Below are 16,354 nucleotides of genomic sequence, written 5' to 3'. Positions count from 1 at the left end.
AATCTTTCATAAAGGAGTGGGACTATGAACGATAAAAAATATATCGATGAGTATAAAGCTCGGTTTCGTATTTTCCACTCGTCAGAAGATGCAGACATCGGCGAACAGCTTGAAAGTGGCTTTTCTGATATTAAATCACTGATTGGTACTTTTGATCCTAGTGAGTACAAAAAAGGGAAAGAGTTAGTTTATGAACGAACTCGTTATTTGAGGAACGAGGCGCTTGAATACTTTTATGACAATTTTCAAACTATGATCATGGACGCGTCAATTGACTTGGCAGGTGATCAAGTTGCCGATTAAGTCAAAATATACACGACCTGAAATTGTGGCCGGTGATTTAAATACGCCGGTTACCTTTTTTGAAGTCATGCCAAACAAAGGACCCGAACCAGGCGAACAAGAAAGTAAGAAATTGTTCAACTGTACTTGTTTAGTCTACAGTCCTTCTTCTAAGGATAGAGATATTCTTAGTGGAAAAGGCACAAAGAAAGCTGTCACAATAAAGATTCGAGACCCATTCACAGACTATTTGCCAGACAATGGCCATAAAGTAGTCTTGGATGATTATCGATATAAAGATGATGTCTGGGATATTGTAGATTTTGCGCCAGATATTGAGAATAACGATTTCCTTAAAATCATCTTGGGGGTGACCTCATGACATTTTCTATCAATGGTGTAGATGATATCTTAAAAAATCTAGAATCTAAATTAGGGGAAAAACGAACTACAAGAGTCGTGAATAAGGCTCTAAGAAAATACGGTGAAACACTCAAGAAGGATGTTGAAGAAGCGACAGCATCTTATATGGACACAGGAGAAACACACGATACAGTCATCGTTTCAAATGTGAAAAAAGGTCCTCCAAAACAAGTTCAAGTCGGTTGGGGGCAAGGATCAAGATGGCGTTTAGTCCATTTGAGCGAGTTCGGATATACTCGTTTTGGTAGATATATCAGTCCTCGTGGGAAAGGAAAACTACAAGCTGTGGCAGATAAAACAGAAACAACTGCTTTGCAAGAATTACGAACTGATTTGGAGGAATTAGCACAATGAAAGATATGATGATGGAAGTCTACAATGCTTTGATCGCTAATCCTCTGATTGAAGAAAAAGTCACAGCTGAACAAATCAAGTTTTATGAAGCGCCCGAATCATTTGACAGATCAAAAGCGTTTATTATTATTGATACTTTTAGCGGTCCGCCGACACCTGCTTACTTTGCTGCGAATAAAGAATTGTCGCAGAAGTTCAGCTATCAGATCAATGTTGAATCAGCTAGTCGTATGCTGACTAAAGAAATTGCAAAAGCTGTCAAAGACACAATGTGGGAATTTGGCTTTTCTCAGTTATCAGGTGGATTAGACGAGTATTTCCCGGAAACAAAACGTTTTGTTGATGCAAGACGATATCGAAAAAATACAAAAATTTATGACACTGATTATTGATCGGTGTCTATTTTATTAGGAGGAATTAACTATGGCAGTTCCATACGGATTTTCAAAAGCAACAATTTTACGTTTAGGTGATGATTTGAAACCAGCAACGAGTGCTGAAAAAGTTGAAATTAAAGGCGTTCCTCGTGAAGGAGCGACCGCCAGTTTTGAAATTACCGGTTTAACAAAAACACCAGTTAAAGTGTTTGGATCGAATATCGCTTATTTCTTAGCACGAAAAGGATATGGCGATGTTGCAGCAAATTTAGGCTTGTTAGATGTACCATACGAGCTTGACCATGAGATGGCAGGACACAAGAGGTCTAAAGAAGAAGGAGGAATTCCTTTAGTCGGTAATGACACTGAGCCACCGTACTATGCAATTCTATTGGAATCAGAAGATGCCTCAACTGGTGATGTTTTGGGTACAGGGATATTTGCGGCAACATTTGGTCGTGATGCTTATAAAGCTGCGACAATTACAGATGAGGATTTTACGCCAGAACCTGACGAGTACGTTTGTACGCCAGTTGCTAAAAAATTAGATGGCATCGACAAACCACAAATCGTTGGCTTTGCACAAGGTGATGCCGAAATGACAGAGCTTAAAAGCTTATTGTTTGGAGAAACAACGCCGGGGGAGTAACGGTCCCTGTCGTTGGAACAATTACACCAACCAATGATGGGGCCACAGTCGAATTATCATAGAAAGGAGCAAATGAAGATGGCAGATACATTTCGAATTTACAAAGGTGATACTAAAATTGTTGAGGGAGCAAGTCCTTTATCGATTACAGGTATAGAGCCAGCTACAGAAGTGGCAGCCGGGGAGTATAAAGCAACAAGGGTACAAAATGGTAAAGAATCGGCAAAGGTCGATATTCCAGCATTTACTGTTAAGTCCGCAGAGACGTTTAGTGCTGATGTGGATGTAAAACCGACATCCTCTAACACCGTTGAAGAAATCAAAACGTGGTTAACAGCACATCACATTGATTATGCTGGAAAGACCGTTAAAGCAGATCTATTAGCTTTAGTACCGAAAGACTAGTCGATGTGACTAGTCTTTTTATATTGATTTTAGGAGGATTTATTGATGACTGAAAGAACAATCAAATTACGCTTACGAAATGCTAAAGGTGACGTTGAAGAATTTTTTCAAGACTTCGTACCTTTTTCGAAACGATTAGATTATATCCGACTAGAAAAGGAATTGGAAAACCGCAAAGACGAAAGCGGAGAATTGATCAAGCCGACAGAGTCGGACTACATGGAACTACAAGCAGAGTTTGTCGCTAGCTTATTTAACGATAAGAAAGTCAATAAGAAAGCGATTCTGGAAGGATTGGATACGCAAGACCTTGACGTGATTTATGATATTGTCCGTTATCGTGTTCTTGGTTTTTCAAAGGAAGAGGACGAAGCGTTAAAAAAAGCTCTGGCAGCGGAAATGTCAGCTGGTCAGAATTCTACGACTTAGAAATTAGCTTTATTCGTGATGTAATTTCCGCTATGCCGTCCATGACAATCAAAAATCTAATGGACACTGAGTGTTTGGACGTAGACGAGATTCTGCTGAGTTCAGAATCAAAAAAGAAAAAAACGAAAAAACGAAAAGAGATACGTCCGATGAGCGAATTGATCAAAAATATGAGAGGAGGTAACTAATTTGAGCGGTGCTGCTACACCATTAGGTAATATGGTCATTAAGCTAGGACTTGACGATGCGGACTTTGGACGTGGAGTCCAGAATGCAAAGAAACAAGTCACCTATCTTGCAAAAGAAATGCAAGCAAACATGAAGATCGCTGATATGGCTGGAAATCAGCTAGGGAAACTAGGGACTCGTTACGATGGTTTGACGAAAATAATTGGCGCACAAGAAAAACAAGTTGCCTCACTCAAGAAAGCTTATGATGAGTCTTTTGTCGATGGGAAAGCCACCGATTCCACAAAGCGGTTAGCAGCCCAATTGCAAGATGCAAATGGAAAACTAGCTAACTATAAACAGCAATTGATTAATACTGCCGGGCAGATGGCTGAACTACAAGTGCGAACTACTGGTGTCACTGGTCAAATAGCCAAAGTTAGTGCTGAAATGGTCAAGCATGGTGATCGTATGCAGTCGGTTGGATCAGCAATGACTAAAGGATTGACTGTACCGATTGCAGGATTGGCAACGGTGGTAACAAAAGCAGCTATTGATTGGGAATCCGCATTTGCTGGTGTAAAGAAAACAACCGATGAGGTTGTGGATTCTAACGGTAAGGTTGTTTACAGTTATGACGATTTAGAATCTAGTTTACGCAGTATGGCAAATGAATTACCAGCAACACATACTGAGATTGCAAATGTTGCTGAAGCAGCAGGGCAATTGGGGATTCAAACAGAAAATGTTTCGGCATTTACTAAAGTAATGATCGATTTAGGTGAGTCAACAAACATGAGTGCTGAAACAGCTGCTACTGAGTTGGCTCGTTTTGCAAATATTACTCAAATGTCACAGGACAAGTTCTCTAATTTAGGATCTGCATTAGTAGATTTGGGTAATAACTTTGCTACAACTGAATCAGAGATATCTGCAATGGCATTACGTTTAGCTGGTGCTGGAACACAGATTGGGATGTCCGAAGGTGACATCTTAGGCTTTGCGGCAGCCTTGAGTTCCGTTGGTGTTGAAGCAGAAGCAGGTGGATCCGCTTTTTCTAAAGTAATGGTTCAAATGCAGTTAGCTGTAGAAAAAGGATCCGGAGCTTTTGAAGAGCTAAAAGGTCACGCTGAGGACCAAGGTGTTTCATGGGAACGTCTAGTTTCTGCTGTTCGTAATGGTGGCAAAGAATTAACTGGTGTTTCTAAAGAGATGGGCTTCACATCGTCTGAATTGAAGAAGATGTACAAAGAAGCTGATAAATCCAAAACTTCATTGGAACAATTTGCTGATGTTGCTGGGTTAACAAGTGAGCAGTTTTCGAAGATGTTCAAAGATGATCCCAGCACGGCAATCATGAAATTTGTTGAGGGACTTGGTAAGGCTGAAAAAAATGGTACTTCTGCTATCAAAGTCTTAGACGACATGGATATTAAAGAAGTGCGACTTCGTGACAGTCTATTACGTGCGGCGAATGCTTCTGATGTTTTCTCTGGCGCAGTCGAAATGGGTAACAAAGCGTTTGGCAAAAATAACGCTCTTGCTGAAGAAGCAGGTAAAAGATATGAAACAACCGAATCTAAATTGAAAATGCTGAGAAATGAAGCAACCAATGCTGCAATTGATTTAGGTGGACCTTTTGTTGACGCATTGCGTGACGGTTTAGAATCATCTAAACCGCTAATCAAAGGCCTAGGAGATTTGGCTAAGAAATTTAGCGATATGGATCCTAAAGCTCAGCGAACGATTATCAAATGGATAGGCTTAACAGCTGCCGCTGGTCCGTTGCTATCAATTACAGGTAAAGTTACATCTGGAATTGGCAAGCTCGGTGGCTCTTTTGTTGATCTTTCAGCAAAAATGGCTAAGAAAAAGGCCATTGCAGAATTTACAAAACAGTTTGCTGACGGCGCAGTAGATGTGGATACTTTATCAGTTGCGTTAGGCGGAGGAGCTTCTAAGTTCAAGTTATTCGGTGGTGCTGCTGCAACTGCTAGTGGAACAGGCGGTTTAGGTGCAATGACAGCTGCTTTAGGACCTTTGGGACCAGCAATACTTGGCATTGTCGGTGTAGGTGGAGCGTTGGCTGTAGGCTATGGTGCATGGAAGTTGTTTGGGGAAGAGGCTTGGAATTCTAGTCAACGTGTGAAACGTTGGGGATCAGATGTGGGTTCAGCCACAGACGAAACATTAACAAAAATCCAAACGAACACACAAAAAGCATCCGGACAATTTGGTTTAATGGCTGACGGGTTTTCTACAGATTCTGAAGCGATGGTTTCAAACTTTGAAAAGATTGGTCAAACGATTGAAGATAGTTTGGTTAAGAAAATAACTGGGCTGGACAGTCTTTTAAAAGAGTTGCCAGAAAGCGTTAGTGATTCTTTAAAGCAGATGGTCACAGATGAAAAAGAAAGTGCTGAGGGCGCTCTTAAGACGGTTCAAGAGAATACTGAAAGAATCACCGAGATTAAGAAGAATGCTTCAAAAAATAATCGAGAAATAAGTGCCAGTGAAGCCAAAATCATTCGTGATCTCGCAAAAAATACGACACAAGCTTATGTCGAAACACTTGATGTTTCAGCGAAAGAAAAACAAAAAATTCTTTCTGCCATGACTGGTGATGTAGCAAATGCGACTGAGGAAGAAGCGAAATTATGGTTACAGTCACTCGGTAAGCAAAGACAAGCCGCGCAACAAAATGCAAAAGCTAGTCGCGAAGAAAAAGAGAAGTATTTAGAAGAGCTTGGTTATAATCTTGACGGAGAGTTTGCTCAAAAGTACCTGAAAGCTTGGGATGAGATAAACGCCACTACAACACAAGGTTTTGACCAGCAAATGGCAACTATATTAGAGAAATATCCTGAATTACAAAATGAAGTAGCTCTTGCAAATGGGCAATTGATTAATGGTACAGACAATGCGGCACAAGCATTAATTGAAAGCAATAAACGTATTGTTGAGAACGCAAGAACATTATCATCTGAATTGGCAAAGAATGCTGAGGCAAATGCTGAGAAGATGGCTTGGACTGCTTCTGAAGTAAGTGCATCAGGCAAGAAAGCAGCACAGACATGGAATGACTTAGTCTTTGATGAAAAAACAAGTGAATTAAAATCCAATGTTCGTGAAACAGTCATTGAAGCAACCAAGGATTCAAAAACATGGAATGATTTAAAATTAGTTGTTCACGATGCAGATTTGGATTCAAATGCTAAAAAAGTAATTGGGGAAGCTGCGATTGTCAATGGATACTGGGATGGGATGGCTTGGGAAGATAAACAAGCTATTTTGGAAGATGAATTTAGCCAAACAATGTATAAGGCATTGGATGATTCAGGTAAATGGAATGAGTTAAGCATTGATGCCAAAACCGCGTTGTTATATTCAAATACTCCAGAAACAATGGCTGAAACTATGTTGAATTTAGGGTTGTGGGATGATTATCAACCTGAGATAAAAGATTTAGACGCTAAGAACTATAAATTTCTTACTACTCTGAGCGAGTCAGAAGATAAATTGAAAAATTGGAATGACTTACCAGACGAAACAAAAGAGCTATATGCTGATAACTACGATTTCTTGACTAAGATTTATGAATCCGAAGATTCGTTTAATCGATGGAATCAACTACCGAACAGCGATAAAAAGTTGTTAGCTGATAATACTGATTTTCTCAATAAGATACTTACCTCTGAATCAAGTTGGAACCAATGGACGGCGCTACCTGAAGCGGAAAAGAAAATTTTAGCGGATAATACCGACTTAATGACAAAAGTATTTTCTTCTCAAGAATCCTATAGTGCGTGGTCAGCGTTGCCGGACAATGTGAAACATATGCTCGCAAATAATGAAGATATATTATCTAAAGTTCGAGATGGAACAATATCTGTTGAAGATTATAACCAGAACGTACTTCCAGCCTTGAAAAAATTATTGGGGGACAATAGTGATATCATTCAAAAACTATCACAAGGTGAAAGCAGTTTGAATTCTTATGATAGTAATAACCCAGCGATGAAGATTCTAAACGGTGATTCGTCATCTACTCAACAAGCTGCTAAAACAGGCGGTAGTGCATTAAGTATTTACGATCGTAATAATCCAGCCATGAAATATTTAAAGGCAACGGATAATGCGAGTGGCCCAGCATACCAAGCAACGGAAGGTGTAAAAGCCTTCAGACAACAAAGAGACCATACCGTCACATTAACCAGTATTGTTAAAAATGTGACACAATGGATCACTGAAAAGATTTCCGGACACGCAACAGGAACAAATTTCCACAAAGGCGGACACATGATGGTCAATGACCAAAAAGGTCCGCTCTACAAAGAACTAATTGTTGAACCAGACGGCAATGCCTATATTCCAGAAGGTCGGAATGTCATTATTCCTAATGCGAAAAGAGGAACAAAAGTATATACCGCAAGACAAACAAAACAAATGATTCCACAGTATAAAAATGGTGTTGGAGTTCCTAGAGATGCTACATTGATTCGCAATTTGCAGTCTGTTCGCAATAGTGAAAGCACACAAACAATTACTGTTGATAATAGCGATTTAGTGCAATTGATGCGTCAAATGCTAAATGCAATTAGTAGATTAACTCCAGAAATAAATGTGTATCCACAAAACTGGGATACTAAAAATGATATTCGGCGAACTGCGCAAGAATTGGCTTTATTAACTCAAATCGAAGGGAGAGGAGCATTAGAATGACCTATGGATATTTTGAAATTGACAATCAAAAGTCAAGTGATTTTGATTTGTATATCGATACAGAGATCTCTTTTGCCTCTCCTGGGGTTAAAGGTGAATTTGTTGAAGTAAGTGGTCAAGATGGTGAGCCGTTTTTGACAGACGGCAAATTAAAGAATGTAAACAAGAGCTTTCCGGCATACTTAATACCTACAGAAGTATCTCAGCAGCAACGAGCAACAGAGATATCGAACTGGCTTAAAAACAATGTGGGATGGAAAGAGTTATTTTTTAGCGGAGACAAGGAATATATTTATCAAGCAATTTATACAGCCGAATATGAGGTAGAAGCGAATATTGTTGAACATGGAAAAACCATACTAACGTTTAGCGTTAAGCCATACAAGTTTTTAAAGTCTGGCCTAGTTGAACAAGTTCTATCAACATCGATTACCAACCCTACTAATCGAATTTCAAGACCTAAAATCACGATCAGAGGGACAGGCAATATAACACTACAAATAGGATCGTCAACATACAAATTAAGAGGTGTAGATGGCGGTGTAATTATTGATGTATTGTACGATCAAGTGAAGTCTCTTGATGGTACTCGCCCACAGTGGAATAAGATCACTACTTATCCTTTGCCTGGGATTAATCCTGGACTTAACAATGTGCTGACTACTGGATCAGTAACTGAGATGAAAATTGTTCCTCGCTGGGAGGTGATTGTGTGACCTATCCAATTTTGTATGAGGCAAACGAAATAGATTTTTTTAGTTTGGGTTTAGGTCCAATCAAAACAGCAACAGAAGCTTTTGTCACAGAAGAAAGAAATGGTACCTTTATTCTTGAAGCTAAAGTGTTAGTTGATGATGAAATCTATCCGTTGTTGCAAGAAAACCGAATAATCAAAGCTGATGCAAGTCCGACACTAACTGATCAACGGTTCAGAATCAAACGGATTGTGCCAAATCATGACGGACAAGCTAAAATCTACGCAGAACACGTTAGCTACTTGAGTCAAGAATTACCAATGAAGCCAGAAGTATTTATCAGTGGAAACGCAAGTGCAGCTTTAAATGCTTGGAAGTTAGCAATTTTAGACAACAATCCATTTATTGTGGACTCGGATATTGATACAAGCAACAAAACGAATTGGCGAATCGACAAAGTGGAAAATCCTCGACAAGCCTTAGGCGGCGTGGAAGGTTCTATCTTAGATGTTTGGGGTGGTGAATATCGTTTTGACAACTATCACATTAGTTTGTTAAAGAAGCGTGGAACTACCGCCAACACTATTCTAGCATACGGTCGTAATATTACGGATTTTGAACAGGAACGTAATATCATGACGACTTATACAACAATTTATCCGTATGCTATTTATACGGATGACGATGAAAATGAACAAATAGTTACTATTGATGGATATGTAGTTGATTGCGAGAATATTAATGAATACCCAAACCGTAATGTGTTGCCAGTTGATTTTAGTAATAAATTTGAACATGATGAAGTTCCAACCAAGGTAAAACTAAAACAATTGGCTCAGGATTATATCAAAAATAATGATATTGGTATTCCAAAGACATCAATTAAGGTGTCTTTTTTGGATTTGGCACAGACCGCTGATTATGCTGATATTGCTACATTGGAGACTGTCGAGCTATGCGATGATGTTCGAGTATATTATGAAAAGTTAGGTGTAGACACGACTGCTAAAGTGATCAAAACAAAGTGGAATGTGTTGCGTGATGCCTATGATGAAATAGAAATCGGTGAAAAACGTACTACTTTATCATCGATCATAAATGACACTCAAACATCGATCAAAGAAATAGGAAATCAAATGGATTCAGCAATTACTGCTGCGAATGGAAAGAACATGATTTTCCATGGTCTCTTTGGTAAAAATGGTGAAGGAGAACCAACAGCAACACGTGTCGGGGATATGTGGTACAAACCAAGTGGTGAGGATATTGAATTTTATATTTGGGATGGAACTGTTTGGACATTCATTATGTCTACAGCGAAGTTTGATGAAATCGCTAATAAAGTGAGTGAGGTAGAAAGTGATACAAAACGAGCTGTTGAGAAAGCAAATAATATTCAAATCAATGTTAACCATCTTGTCTCTGATATTTCTGCGATGAATCGGGATATCAGTACAATCAGTTTTAAAGCAAGTGAAGCATATAGTAAGGTACGATCCGTAGAGGGCAAGACTGTTTCAATAGAAAAGTCAGTTGATGGTTTAAAAGGAAGGATCACGACAGTTGAGACTACATCAACAAGTACAACAAAGAAACTCAACGAGTTAGAAATCACAGTAGATGGGCAAAAGCAGACTCTTGCTACTATGCAAACGACAGCTAATAGTGCGTTAAGTAAAGCTAGCGTTCTACAAACAACAGTTGATGGTGTAACCCAGACTTTGGCAAGTGTCGAACAATGGCAAAACAATTTTCAAGTTGGTGGTAGAAACTGGGTTAGTGAATCTGAATCTCCAAAATTTAGACCATATCAAGGTGCTTCAATTACTCATTCAATAGTTCAAGTTCCTGAATGGAATGCAAAAAATGCAGTTAGGCATGTTGTTACGGGCGGTACTGGTACAATTTGTGGTACTCTTCCCGGAAATATTATTACTTATGTTAAAAACAATACGAGCTATGTTCACTCTATATATGTTAAGAACAATGGAGACAAACGTATTAGGTTTAGTAATAATTTAGGTAAGACTGATTATGTTGAACCAGGTCAATCTAAACGTATTTCAATGGTAGCTAAACACCTTGAGAATTCAGCAGCAATGCAATTTGTACTATATCGATCCACGAATGCTGACAGCCTAGATTTTACCGTATGGCGTGCTCAGATTGAAGAAGGAAATCAGTTGACTGACTGGTCTCCAGCACCTGAGGATAAGGCACAAATAACCAAAGTTAACGAGATTGAGACAACAGTAGACGGTGTCAAAACGACAGTATCTTCTGTAAAAACAACAGCAGAGTCAGCTCTCTCAAAAGCTGTTCAAACTGAAATAACAGTGAACGGTTTAAAGACAACTATTTCAAGTGTTCAGACTTCAGCAAACTCAGCACTGACAAAAGCTACGCAGCTTGAAACTACTGCTAATGTTATTAGACAGACAGTTACAGAAATTCAAGGAAATATTACGGATATCACAAACAAATTTCCTAATCCAAACTTCAAAAAACAAGAGCCAAAGCCAGCTGTTGAAGGAACAGGAATTCACATAGTTTATGATAGTCAAGGAATGACTATTAATAATAACGGAGGAACAACAAGAAACAGAGCTTACTGGGGATCACCACCACTTTCCTTAGAAATCGGGAAAACATACAATATTAAAATGTATGTAAATGTGGGGGTTAACTCTGGGAGGAAACCCATAGAGGTAGGAACAAGTGAAGGAGAAAATTTTACGTTCTCTCTTCCTAATACGAATCCTGTATGGATATATGGAACAATTAAATTGACAAAATGGACTGACTTGTCATTTTGGCTGCCACCAGCAACTACGATTAAGATTCGTCAGTTATATATTTATGAGGCAAATACTAATATTACTTCATCACAGATTACCCAACTATCAGATACAATTAATTTAAAAGTTTCTAAAAATGATGTTGTTAATCAAATCAATATATCTAATGAATCAATATTGATTGCTGGTAATAAGATTCACATTACAGGTCAGACATCAATTGATAATGGAGTGATCAAAACCGCTCAAATTGCGGATCTTTCAGTATCGACAGCTAAAATTGCGAACGCAGCAATTACTGATGCAAAAATTGCGTTTGTCGATGCTGCAAAAATTACAACGGGCTATCTTTCTGCACAACGGATTCAAGCTCGATCAATTACTGCAGATAAATTAGCAGTCAATGCGATTCAAGTTGGTTTTAATAATTATAGCCAGAATTTAAAGATAGACCCTTACACCTTAAGTTTCTTCAATAAAAATCAATTAAGTGGAAAGTTAACCAGTGAAGGAATGGAATTTTGGCATGGAACAAGAAAAATAGGAAGAATAGGTGAAAATTCAAAAATAGGAAATGAAACTATCCGTGGTATTGCAATGAACTTAGAGCATGAGGGGGATTATATCTCCTGGTCTTATCGAAAAGCTCAAAACGATAGTGCATTTTCTTCTTTATTCATGCTTGATCCTCGTGGAAAATTTTCAGGAAAAGCAGGAATTCATATGGATGCAGATGTTCATATGATCAAAGTTAAGCCAGGAATTCCTAGTGCAAGAGAGTTTTTACGATTTGGTGTAGTGAATTATAATAATACCTTTTATTCTGCTCTATTAAACGATAGTGGAAAAAGCGGTGTAATGTTTGGTAGCGGTTATTTGTATTTTCTGCATAATAATGTTGTATTACCTGTGGAAGATATAAGAAATATTGTTCGTGCATTAAAAGGATTAGGCACATTACAACTGCCAACTTCTATTCGTACTTCTGGTCAAGGTAGCGGAACAGTAGCGTCTTTTAAAACAGTAAAATTATAAAAGGAGATAGGAGAATGAAAATTACATTGAAGAATAATGAGTTAGTACCAGCAATCAACTTTTTGGAATCTATCGAATTATCTACAAAAGATAGCCGACACCGAACAAAGTTGATAAAACGTATTCGAGAAGCGCTCATAGAATTTTCTGACGAGGAGAAGTCTTTGATGGAAAAATTCAATTTGCTTGATGAAAACGGTCAACTCAAAGATAGCAAAGAACAAGACACAAAAGATGTAGCTATATTTAATAAGGAACAAGCGATATTGCTTAATGAAGAAGTTGTGATTGAGGGAGGGATGTATGCCCGAAATTTTGATGAAATACCGCGTATTTTAGAGGAGTATGACGGAATGATATCTGGAAAAGATGCCGAGATCTACGATCGTTTGTTAGATGAGTTTGAAAAGGAAGCTGTTGAATAGATCAGTATTAAAAAAGGAGGAGTTTATTATGGCGTTAAATACTAAAAAATCAATCAGCATTACAGGAGAATCGAAAATTAATGGGCAGCAAGTTATTTACTTGAATGCGGATGTTACAACGGATAGTGCTGGAAATACAAATATTAACCAATCGATTACGGATCAAAATCTATATCGGCAGAATCGTGTGGAATGCCGCAAAGACGTGGATGATTTTCAAGAAAGAGTTTGGGCAATTGAGGATGAATTATTAAATGAAGTGGAGGAGCAGGCGTAAAGCTTGCTCTTTTTAGTTTATGAAAGTAGGTGGCACATGTTAAACGTAGGGGAGTTAGCAACTTGGGCTGGCTGGATTATGACAATTATTGGATTAGTTGCATTTGTCATCAAACCGATAATGTCAAACTTTACAAAAATAACGGAAAATCTAACGAAACTAGGGCACAATCTTGATCTTCTAACAAAAGATTTAGAGTCAAGTAAATCTGATCGAGTAGCAATACATGATGAATTAAAGAAGCATGATGAACGACTAGACAGACACAACGAACGACTAATTGAACATGGCGAACAATTAAAATCTTTATGGAAAGAAAGAAGGAAGTAAAAATGGATTTGAATTTCTTGCAAGAGTATTTAGTACCAGTGATCGTAGTAGCGTGTTTGGTAGTGGGGTATTTGATCAAATCAACGCCGGTATTTGCAGCAGTGGCCAATAACTACATTCCATTGATTGTTATCGTCTTAGGAGCGATCCTAGGAGCAATCATTAACGGGCTGACAGTTGAAGCCATTGTTTACGGTGCGGTGAGCGGGATTGCATCCACAGGGATGCACCAATTATTTGTACAACTTTTAAATTTAAGTAGTGATGATCAGAAACCCGATTATGGCGATGGACAGGAGTTTACAGAACGGAGAGATGAAAAGTGAGTGGAAGTATCAGAAAATTTATCGAACGCATGAATTATTGGTGCCAAACAGTTAGCCTTGGCTATGACCAAAGCAATCGGCAAGATTTCCGAGATGGTGGAGAAACGGACTGTTCGGCATTAGTGATCCATGCATTGAAAGAAGCAGGTTTTGATATAGGATCAGCTACATATACCGGCAATATGCGCTCTAATCTGACAAAACGTGGCTGGAAAGTTGTAGCAAACAATGGTCGACCTCAAGCAGGAGATATCTTGTTAAATGATGTGCACCATGTGGCTGTGTATATCGGCGGTGGGAAATTGGCGCAAGCATCGATTGATGAGAGAGGTCGAATCACAGGTGGTCGTGGTGGAGATCAGACAGGATGGGAAACCAATGTCCGCTCCTATTACAACTATCCGTGGAATTGTTATTTGCGGTATGTTGGCACACAAACAAGTACCAAACCGACTTCAAACGGTTGGATTGCGGAAAAGGGACACTTTAAACTGAATACTGCGATCAAGCTTCGAAAGGGACCATCAACGAGCTATGGCGAAATTGCGACAATATGCGCTGGTTCTGTGATCATTTACGATGCGTATAAAATCGATCCAAATGGTTACGTGTGGATTCGTCAAAAACGTGGAAATGGTTATGGCTATATGGCGACTGGTAGAAGTAAAAACGGAAGACGTATTGACTACTGGGGAAGATTTTATTAAGAACAGAAACAAATAGCCCGCTTCGGCGGGCTTGTACATAGAAAAATATTTTACTGTGGATAATTAGATTGTATCTGATATGTTTAAGGCATTACAGCAAGTGCTTAACAATAGTAAAATACCTTGGTAAAAAATTGCTTGAAAAAATAAAAATTTTTCCAAAATGTATTTTTCTTCATTAAAAATTGATATATAATTTTGTTGAAAAATATTTAAGGAGAATATTTTGACTACACAAGTTGTTTTACCTAATAAATTTACAAAATATGAATTAAATAATTTTCTAGGGAATATTATTTCAGAAAATTTAGAACCACTGGACAATCAATTTATTATAGATTTGACTAAACTAGAATTCATTGATACAGGTGGTGTGGCATGCTTATACAATATTTGTATGTGGTTAAAAGAAGTTGTTTCAGTAGAAGCCATTTTTAAAATAAACACTATCAATCCAACATCCGAAAATAAATTGTCTATGTGTTATCTTGAAGACTGTGGTTTTTTTTCTCATTTTTTTGATGGGGAAAACTTTTTTGGTGTCGGTAGAATGAGGTCAACTACGTTACCAATTAAGCTTTTAAAAGTATCAGATAGCTACCAGTGGAATCAATTTACGCTTAAAGTCTGGCTTCAATATTGTACAAAAAGAAATGCGGAGTTTTCAAACATTCAGGTAGGTATTGAAGAAATCTTCAATAATATTAAAGACCATTCATCTCAAAATATTGGTTGTGTTTTTGGTCAATTTTTTCCGAAAAGAACAAGCCATCAAATATGTATAACTATTTCAGATTTTGGTAGAGGAATTCCAACAGTGATGAGAGAAAAATTTGGATATCAGGATGATTTAAAATTGTTACTTATGGCTTTGAAAGAAGGTATTTCTACAAAATCAATCCCACGAAATAGAGGTGCAGGGTTACCTAATGTAATTAGAAGTTTGACTAATGCGAGTGTTGGCACTGTACATATTCTGTCAAATCATGCTAATGTTGTCATCAAAGATGGAGAAATCTCAAAAATTTTTAGACATCAGAATTACTATCCGGGTACTTTTTTCGAGGTATCAATTAATATTGATAATGAAAAATTGTATGAGGGTGAGGAAGAGGAGGAATTTGAATGGTAAAAATCAGTATTATGAAAGAATTAAAGTCTTTTTCAACCAATGATGATGGCGATATTTTATTTGAGATTTTAAAGAAAAATTTGGATGATGGGAATAAGGTAGTAGTATCGTTCGAGGGAATACACGGACTGAATTCTTCTTTTGTTAATTCGGCGTTTATTCAGTTATTAGACTTATATTCTTTTGACTTTATTAAGCAAAATATAGGATTTGAATCTACAAATAAGCAAATTAATAAATTGATTTTAAGCCGATTTGCGTTTGAAACATCTAAATGTACTGTGTAAAAAAAATGAAGTGAATGTAGCATTCTATCCCACTCTTCGGAGTGGGTTGTTTCGTACCTTTAGCTCAGTTGGTGAGAGCAGACGGCTCATAACCGTCCGGTCGTAGGTTCGAGTCCTACAGGGTACATAGTATATTATCAAGTCCATGCGAACAGAAAGAGAACACAAAAAAGTTTCCTTACTCAATTATGAGTGGGAAGCTTTTTTTGTTTGTATTCAAAAGTTACTTTACTTGTAGTAACTATGTTTATACTATAGATTAGTAGGTGCGTGCAATACTCTACGAGGAGTATTAGGCGGTAATACTTGGGGAAGTGTGCCTAGTACTCCTCGATTTTTTTATTTTAGCATTATTTCAATGTAATAGATATTATGGATTAGAAAACCGTCATAAATTTGTTGGGTTTGGTCAATAGTTACATAACTTGTATAAAGCAGTTAGCCGTAGTTAGGACTATTTTTTTCAAGTATACTCTCTTCGATAGCTTGTATACAATCTGTAATTACTATTGAAAACAGAATGTGTGTTTGGT

17 protein-coding genes and 1 tRNA gene are annotated in these 16,354 nt (G+C 37.8%); all 18 read left to right on the top strand.

From position 1 onward, the window contains the following. The first annotated feature begins 24 nt into the window (after positions 1-24). On the top strand, positions 25-303 hold the full coding sequence (locus IGJ45_RS15980) for a phage gp6-like head-tail connector protein (protein ID WP_311809957.1): 279 nt from the start codon (positions 25-27) through the stop codon (positions 301-303). After that, positions 272-664 (top strand): phage head-tail adapter protein, encoded by a 393-nt coding sequence (locus IGJ45_RS15975; protein WP_409534376.1) that lies wholly within the window; start codon positions 272-274, stop codon positions 662-664. Before IGJ45_RS15980 ends, IGJ45_RS15975 begins: the two co-directional genes overlap by 32 nt. After that, positions 661-1,059, top strand: a complete 399-nt coding sequence (locus IGJ45_RS15970; protein ID WP_311809958.1) for an HK97 gp10 family phage protein — start codon at positions 661-663, stop codon at positions 1,057-1,059. Before IGJ45_RS15975 ends, IGJ45_RS15970 begins: the two co-directional genes overlap by 4 nt. Next, the gene (locus tag IGJ45_RS15965) at positions 1,056-1,451 is read left to right on the top strand and encodes a hypothetical protein (protein ID WP_311809959.1); all 396 of its coding nucleotides are present in this window, start codon (positions 1,056-1,058) and stop codon (positions 1,449-1,451) included. The genes IGJ45_RS15970 and IGJ45_RS15965 overlap by 4 nt, the downstream gene beginning before the upstream one ends. Before the next feature lie 31 nt (positions 1,452-1,482). After that, positions 1,483-2,085 carry a phage tail protein gene (locus tag IGJ45_RS15960; protein WP_311809960.1) on the top strand — a complete coding sequence of 201 codons (603 nt, stop codon included), beginning with the start codon at positions 1,483-1,485 and terminating at the stop codon, positions 2,083-2,085. A gap of 78 nt (positions 2,086-2,163) precedes the next feature. Then, the gene (locus tag IGJ45_RS15955; RefSeq protein ID WP_252651062.1) at positions 2,164-2,490 is read left to right on the top strand and encodes a hypothetical protein; all 327 of its coding nucleotides are present in this window, start codon (positions 2,164-2,166) and stop codon (positions 2,488-2,490) included. Between the two features lie 45 nt (positions 2,491-2,535). After that, on the top strand, positions 2,536-2,919 hold the full coding sequence (gene gpG, locus IGJ45_RS15950; RefSeq protein WP_123836386.1) for a phage tail assembly chaperone G: 384 nt from the start codon (positions 2,536-2,538) through the stop codon (positions 2,917-2,919). Between the two features lie 219 nt (positions 2,920-3,138). Then, positions 3,139-7,809, top strand: coding sequence for a phage tail tape measure protein (locus tag IGJ45_RS15945; RefSeq protein WP_438768770.1), 4,671 nt, complete (start codon positions 3,139-3,141; stop codon positions 7,807-7,809). Beyond that, complete coding sequence (locus IGJ45_RS15940) at positions 7,806-8,525, top strand: hypothetical protein (RefSeq protein WP_438768680.1); 720 nt, start codon at positions 7,806-7,808, stop codon at positions 8,523-8,525. Before IGJ45_RS15945 ends, IGJ45_RS15940 begins: the two co-directional genes overlap by 4 nt. Beyond that, positions 8,522-12,337: a phage tail spike protein gene (locus tag IGJ45_RS15935; RefSeq protein WP_438768727.1), complete on the top strand. Its 3,816-nt coding sequence runs from the start codon at positions 8,522-8,524 to the stop codon at positions 12,335-12,337. The genes IGJ45_RS15940 and IGJ45_RS15935 overlap by 4 nt, the downstream gene beginning before the upstream one ends. Positions 12,338-12,351: 14 nt before the next feature. Further along, complete coding sequence (locus IGJ45_RS15930) at positions 12,352-12,762, top strand: DUF1617 family protein (protein WP_129194897.1); 411 nt, start codon at positions 12,352-12,354, stop codon at positions 12,760-12,762. 28 nt (positions 12,763-12,790) lie between these two features. Further along, positions 12,791-13,039, top strand: a complete 249-nt coding sequence (locus IGJ45_RS15925) for a hypothetical protein (RefSeq protein WP_123836382.1) — start codon at positions 12,791-12,793, stop codon at positions 13,037-13,039. Positions 13,040-13,075: 36 nt separating this feature from the next. Next, a complete protein-coding gene (locus IGJ45_RS15920; RefSeq protein ID WP_123836381.1) occupies positions 13,076-13,369 on the top strand; it encodes a hypothetical protein in 294 nt (97 codons plus the stop codon). A 2-nt stretch (positions 13,370-13,371) separates the two neighbouring features. Next, positions 13,372-13,695, top strand: coding sequence for a phage holin family protein (locus tag IGJ45_RS15915; protein ID WP_123836380.1), 324 nt, complete (start codon positions 13,372-13,374; stop codon positions 13,693-13,695). Continuing rightward, a complete protein-coding gene (locus IGJ45_RS15910) occupies positions 13,692-14,402 on the top strand; it encodes an NlpC/P60 family protein (RefSeq protein WP_221180309.1) in 711 nt (236 codons plus the stop codon). Before IGJ45_RS15915 ends, IGJ45_RS15910 begins: the two co-directional genes overlap by 4 nt. A 226-nt stretch (positions 14,403-14,628) precedes the next feature. Continuing rightward, positions 14,629-15,534, top strand: coding sequence for an ATP-binding protein (locus IGJ45_RS15905; RefSeq protein ID WP_123836316.1), 906 nt, complete (start codon positions 14,629-14,631; stop codon positions 15,532-15,534). Beyond that, positions 15,528-15,821, top strand: a complete 294-nt coding sequence (locus IGJ45_RS15900; RefSeq protein ID WP_123836317.1) for an STAS-like domain-containing protein — start codon at positions 15,528-15,530, stop codon at positions 15,819-15,821. The genes IGJ45_RS15905 and IGJ45_RS15900 overlap by 7 nt, the downstream gene beginning before the upstream one ends. 53 nt (positions 15,822-15,874) lie before the next feature. Next, positions 15,875-15,948 (top strand) — tRNA-Ile (locus IGJ45_RS15895). Positions 15,949-16,354: the final 406 nt, after the last annotated feature.

It is taken from the genome of Enterococcus sp. DIV0574 (assembly GCF_051711125.1).
Lineage (GTDB): Bacteria > Bacillota > Bacilli > Lactobacillales > Enterococcaceae > Enterococcus_D > Enterococcus_D gallinarum.
The sequence above is the reverse complement of the archived record's forward strand: the minus strand, read 5'-3'. Positions and strand labels throughout refer to the sequence as shown.

What these genes read in the sequence shown, in the direction of transcription:
- IGJ45_RS15980 (WP_311809957.1), top strand. Translation starts at nt 25, where the DNA reads ATGAACGATAAAAAATATATCGATGAGTATAAAGCTCGGTTTCGTATT.
- IGJ45_RS15970 (WP_311809958.1), top strand. Translation starts at nt 661, where the DNA reads ATGACATTTTCTATCAATGGTGTAGATGATATCTTAAAAAATCTAGAA.
- IGJ45_RS15965 (WP_311809959.1), top strand. Translation starts at nt 1,056, where the DNA reads ATGAAAGATATGATGATGGAAGTCTACAATGCTTTGATCGCTAATCCT.
- IGJ45_RS15960 (WP_311809960.1), top strand. Translation starts at nt 1,483, where the DNA reads ATGGCAGTTCCATACGGATTTTCAAAAGCAACAATTTTACGTTTAGGT.
- IGJ45_RS15955 (WP_252651062.1), top strand. Translation starts at nt 2,164, where the DNA reads ATGGCAGATACATTTCGAATTTACAAAGGTGATACTAAAATTGTTGAG.
- gpG (WP_123836386.1), top strand. Translation starts at nt 2,536, where the DNA reads ATGACTGAAAGAACAATCAAATTACGCTTACGAAATGCTAAAGGTGAC.
- IGJ45_RS15945 (WP_438768770.1), top strand. Translation starts at nt 3,139, where the DNA reads ATGGTCATTAAGCTAGGACTTGACGATGCGGACTTTGGACGTGGAGTC.
- IGJ45_RS15940 (WP_438768680.1), top strand. Translation starts at nt 7,806, where the DNA reads ATGACCTATGGATATTTTGAAATTGACAATCAAAAGTCAAGTGATTTT.
- IGJ45_RS15930 (WP_129194897.1), top strand. Translation starts at nt 12,352, where the DNA reads ATGAAAATTACATTGAAGAATAATGAGTTAGTACCAGCAATCAACTTT.
- IGJ45_RS15925 (WP_123836382.1), top strand. Translation starts at nt 12,791, where the DNA reads ATGGCGTTAAATACTAAAAAATCAATCAGCATTACAGGAGAATCGAAA.
- IGJ45_RS15920 (WP_123836381.1), top strand. Translation starts at nt 13,076, where the DNA reads ATGTTAAACGTAGGGGAGTTAGCAACTTGGGCTGGCTGGATTATGACA.
- IGJ45_RS15915 (WP_123836380.1), top strand. Translation starts at nt 13,372, where the DNA reads ATGGATTTGAATTTCTTGCAAGAGTATTTAGTACCAGTGATCGTAGTA.
- IGJ45_RS15900 (WP_123836317.1), top strand. Translation starts at nt 15,528, where the DNA reads ATGGTAAAAATCAGTATTATGAAAGAATTAAAGTCTTTTTCAACCAAT.